Origin of the sequence: Microbacterium sp. (assembly GCF_032084865.1) — a bacterium.
GTDB lineage: Bacteria > Actinomycetota > Actinomycetes > Actinomycetales > Microbacteriaceae > Microbacterium.
Window position 1 is genome coordinate 1 of the sequence record NZ_DAMDLU010000194.1, and the last position, 3,882, is coordinate 3,882.

4 protein-coding genes are annotated in these 3,882 nt (G+C 70.9%); 1 reads left to right on the forward strand and 3 read right to left on the reverse strand.

The features are described 5' to 3' along the window. The 3 genes from RT309_RS14135 to gabT form a co-directional block, all read right to left on the reverse strand. Positions 1-474, reverse strand: a 474-nt coding sequence (locus RT309_RS14135; protein ID WP_313358060.1) for a universal stress protein, incomplete at its 3' end; no start/stop codon positions are given. After that, the gene (locus tag RT309_RS14140) at positions 471-1,871 is read right to left on the reverse strand and encodes an NAD(P)/FAD-dependent oxidoreductase (RefSeq protein ID WP_313358062.1); all 1,401 of its coding nucleotides are present in this window, start codon (positions 1,869-1,871) and stop codon (positions 471-473) included. The genes RT309_RS14135 and RT309_RS14140, both read right to left, overlap by 4 nt. 86 nt (positions 1,872-1,957) lie before the next feature. Then, on the reverse strand, positions 1,958-3,316 hold the full coding sequence (gene gabT, locus RT309_RS14145; protein ID WP_313358064.1) for a 4-aminobutyrate--2-oxoglutarate transaminase: 1,359 nt from the start codon (positions 3,314-3,316) through the stop codon (positions 1,958-1,960). Between the two features lie 97 nt (positions 3,317-3,413). Here gabT and RT309_RS14150 point away from each other — a divergent pair. After that, positions 3,414-3,882 (forward strand): PucR family transcriptional regulator ligand-binding domain-containing protein (locus tag RT309_RS14150; protein ID WP_313358066.1); only part of this gene is annotated, 469 nt, incomplete at its 3' end.

Consider the following 3,882-nt stretch of genomic DNA (forward strand, 5'->3'; position numbering starts at 1 on the left):
GGTCACCCGCGGGATCGGCACCCCGGCCTCGGTGTCGCGGTGGGAGCCGGCAGGCGCCAGGGCGACGGGGATGGGCGACGAATGCACGAGCTCGGATGCCACCGAGCCGAGCCGGTGACGGCCGAGGGTGGAGCCGTTGCCGGCGCCGACGACGATGAGGCGTGCGTCGAACTCCTCACCCGCGGCGATGATGCCCTCCGCGAAGGATTCGTTGAAGCGCACGTGTCCGAGGCAGCGGACGTCGGTCGGCACCTGGGCGACGGCCGCCCGCAGCCATTCCTCGGCCTGGGCGCGCACGTGCGCCTCGAAGGCACGCTCCGGGGGGACCACGGCCGCGCTGCGGGTGCCCTCCGGCGGAAGCACGATGACGAGATCGAGGTGCGCATCGATGCTGCGCGCCAGTCTCGCGCCGAGGGCGAGGGCGTCGGCACCGGCATCCGTCGCCGTGTAGCCGACGACGATCGACCCGGTCATGCCTCGGCGACCTCGGCGCCGGCCTTCTCGAGGATCTGCGCGGCGGCGAGGCGGCCCATCCGGATCGCGCCGTCGACGTGCTGGTAGCCGGCACCTGCCATGTCGCTGCAGGCGAAGTGGATCGGACCGACGGCGGCCCGCAGGTCGGCGCCGTAGCGGTGCAGCCCGCCCATGTCGAAGCTCGCGGCGTACGCACCGCGCGTCCACTCCTCGCTGCCCCAGTCGCTCTCGTAGTACACGACCGGGTTCTTCGCCTCGGGACCGTAGTAGTGCGACAGCGATTCGAGGATGCGCTGCTTGCGCTCCTCGGCGCTCAGCGTGAACAGGTCATCGGCGTTCTGGTCGCTGACGAAGCCCACGAGCGTTCCTCGCTCGTCGCCGTGGTTGGTGTTGTCGTACGCCTCGTGCGAGAGCTCGTACGGGCTGAACGCGGTGCCGCTGAGCCCCTGCTCGCGCCAGAACGGGCGGTCGTACACGGCGTGCACCTTGATCACGAAGCCCATCGAGAGGTGCTGGTGCAGCTGGTGCTGGCGGCGCGGCAGCGGCGGCACGAACGAGATGCGGTCGTACAGCACGGGGGCGTGCGCGAGGATCGCGTGCTTTGCGCGGACGGTCATGCCGTCGGCGTGCGCGACGACCCCCTCCTCGACCCCTGAGCCTGTCGAAGGGCCCCACTCGAGCGTACGCACGGGCTGGTTCAGGAACACGTCGTCGCCGAGGCGCTCGGCGAGCAGCACCGGGACCTGCTGCAGCCCTCCGACGACACGCTTGTCGAGGATGAAGTCCGCGTCGACGAGGTTCGAGTACGACCCGGCGGATGCCGCCATCAGCAGTGACTGCAGCAGCGAGAACGTGTGTGTCGGCTTGGTGAGCATGGCAGAGCCCGTGGCGAACGCGAGGTTGCGCACCGCCTCGTCGTCGTCGGTCTGCTGACGCAGCCAGGCGTCCCAGGTGATCGCGTCCCACTCGGCGGCGTTCGGGTGCTCCCACGGACGGTCGGGGTCGATCTCGGCGACCATCGCGTCGAGGCGCTCGGTGATCTCGGCGATCGTCGCCTCGGTCTCGGCCGAGACGGGGAACATCTCTCCCGTGAACCGGTGCAGCGTGCCGTCAGGGCCGACGTAGACGCTGTCGCCCTCGCGGTAGCGATCGAAGGTCTCAAGGCCCAGCTCGGCGATGGTCTCCTTCAGAGCATCCTGATCGGGCGACACCCACTGGCCGCCCAGCTCCAGCATCGCGCCCTCGATCGTGTCGGTCCACAGCCGGCCGCCGACGCGGTCGCGTGCCTCGAGCACGGCCACCGACAGGCCGGCCCTGCGCAGCTCGTTCGCCGCGGTGGTGCCTGCGGCTCCCGCGCCGACGATGACGACGTCGCGCGTGATCTCGTGCTCTGCCATGGGTGATCTCCTTTGATGCGGAATGTTCGTCGGGTATGTGTCGGCCGCGACCCCTGATCCCCCGACCAGGGTCGCGGCCGACCGTCTCAGGCGCGCTCGAGCGCGGCGGCGAGGACGTCGAGGCCCTCGTTCAGCAGATCGTCGCCGATCGACAGCGGCGGCAGGAAGCGGATGACGTTGCCGAAGGTGCCACAGGTGAGGATGATGACGCCCTCGGCGACGCAGGCCTTGGCGACCGCTGCGGTCAGGGCGGCATCGGGGGCGCCCGTCTCGGCGTCGACGAACTCGACGGCGATCATGGCACCGTGGCCGCGGATGTCGCCCAGCCGGGCGTCGTTGTCGCGGATCGTGCTGAGGCGCGTGGTGAGAACCTCGCCGATCTGGCGGGCGCGCTCGATGAGGCCGTCGTTCTCGAAGGCGTCGATCGCGGCGAGCGCTGCGGCGCAGGCGATCGGGTTGCCGCCGTAGGTGCCGCCCAGGCCTCCGGCATGCGCGGCGTCCATGATCTCGGCGCGCCCGGTGACCCCGGCGAGCGGCAGGCCGGCGGCGATGCCCTTGGCGGTGGTGATCAGGTCGGGCTCGATGCCGAAGATCTCGCTGGCGAACATCGCGCCGGTGCGGGCGAAGCCGGTCTGCACCTCGTCGGCGATGAAGACCACGCCGTTGTCGCGGCACCAGGCGACGACGGCGTCGAGGAACCCGTCGGCGGGCACGATGAAGCCGCCCTCGCCCTGGATGGGCTCGATGATCACGGCGGCCAGGCTGTCGGGGCCGATCTGCTTCTCGATGAGCGTGATGGCGCGCTCGGCCGCCTCGGCGCCGGTCAGGCCGTCGCGGTACGGGTACGAGCCGGGTACGCGGTATACCTCGGGGGCGAACGGACCGAAGCCGGCCTTGTAGGGCATCGACTTGGCGGTCAGCGCCATCGTGAGGTTGGTGCGGCCGTGGTAGCCGTGGTCGAAGGCGACGACCGCCTGACGACCGGTGTGCTTGCGGGCGATCTTGATCGCGTTCTCGACCGCCTCGGCGCCCGAGTTGAACAGCGCGGTCTTCTTCGCGAAATCGCCGGGGGTCAGGCGGTTGAGCGCCTCGGCCACGTCGACGTACGACTCGTACGGCGACACCATGAAGCAGGTGTGCGTGAACTGCGCGGCCTGTGCGGCGACGGCCGCAGCGACCTTGGGGTGCGCGTTGCCGACGCTGGTCACGGCGATGCCGGAGCCGAGGTCGATGAGCGAGTTGCCGTCGGCGTCGACTACGACGCCGCCGCCGGCGGCCACGACCGAGACGGGCATGGAGTGCGCGACGCCGGCGGCGACCGCGTCGGCCTTGCGGGCGAGGATCGCCGCGGACTTCGGCCCGGGAAGCTCTGTGCTGATGCGACGGACCTGCTCGAGGGTGGGTCCGCCTGCGGGGGTCGTGGAGGTCTCGTCGATGAGCGTCATGAGGCGAGGCTACGACTCGGGCACACAGCACGCATTCGCCAGAGCGTACACTTCGGAGCGAGGTCTCGCCGCGCCGTACAAGAACGAGGATGCTCCCGTGCAGAACACCACCCCGCCCACGCTGCGCACGCTGCTCGGACAGGCGCATCTGCACCTGAGTCTCGTGTCCGCCGAGCAGGCTCTCACCGACGGGGCGCTCGACGGGCCGGTTCGAGGAGTGCACAGTTCGGACCTGCTCGACCCGACGCCGTTCCTCGCCGACGACCTGGTGCTGATGACCACCGGCAGTCAGTTCGCCGAGCACGACGAGCGCGGGGTCACCGACTACGTCACCCGCCTCGTGGGCCGCGGCGTGCGGGCGCTGGGCTTCGGGTCCGGAGTGCACCGGGTGGGGCCGCCGGACGAACTCGTCGCCGCGTGTGCAGCGGCCGGGCTCGCTCTGTTCGACGTGCCCTACGACATCCCTTTCCTCGCCGTCGCCCGTGCCCACGCGGAGGCGCTGGCGTCGCACGCGTATGCCCGGCGCACCTGGGCGCTCGACGTGCAGCGCGCGCTCGCCCTCGCCG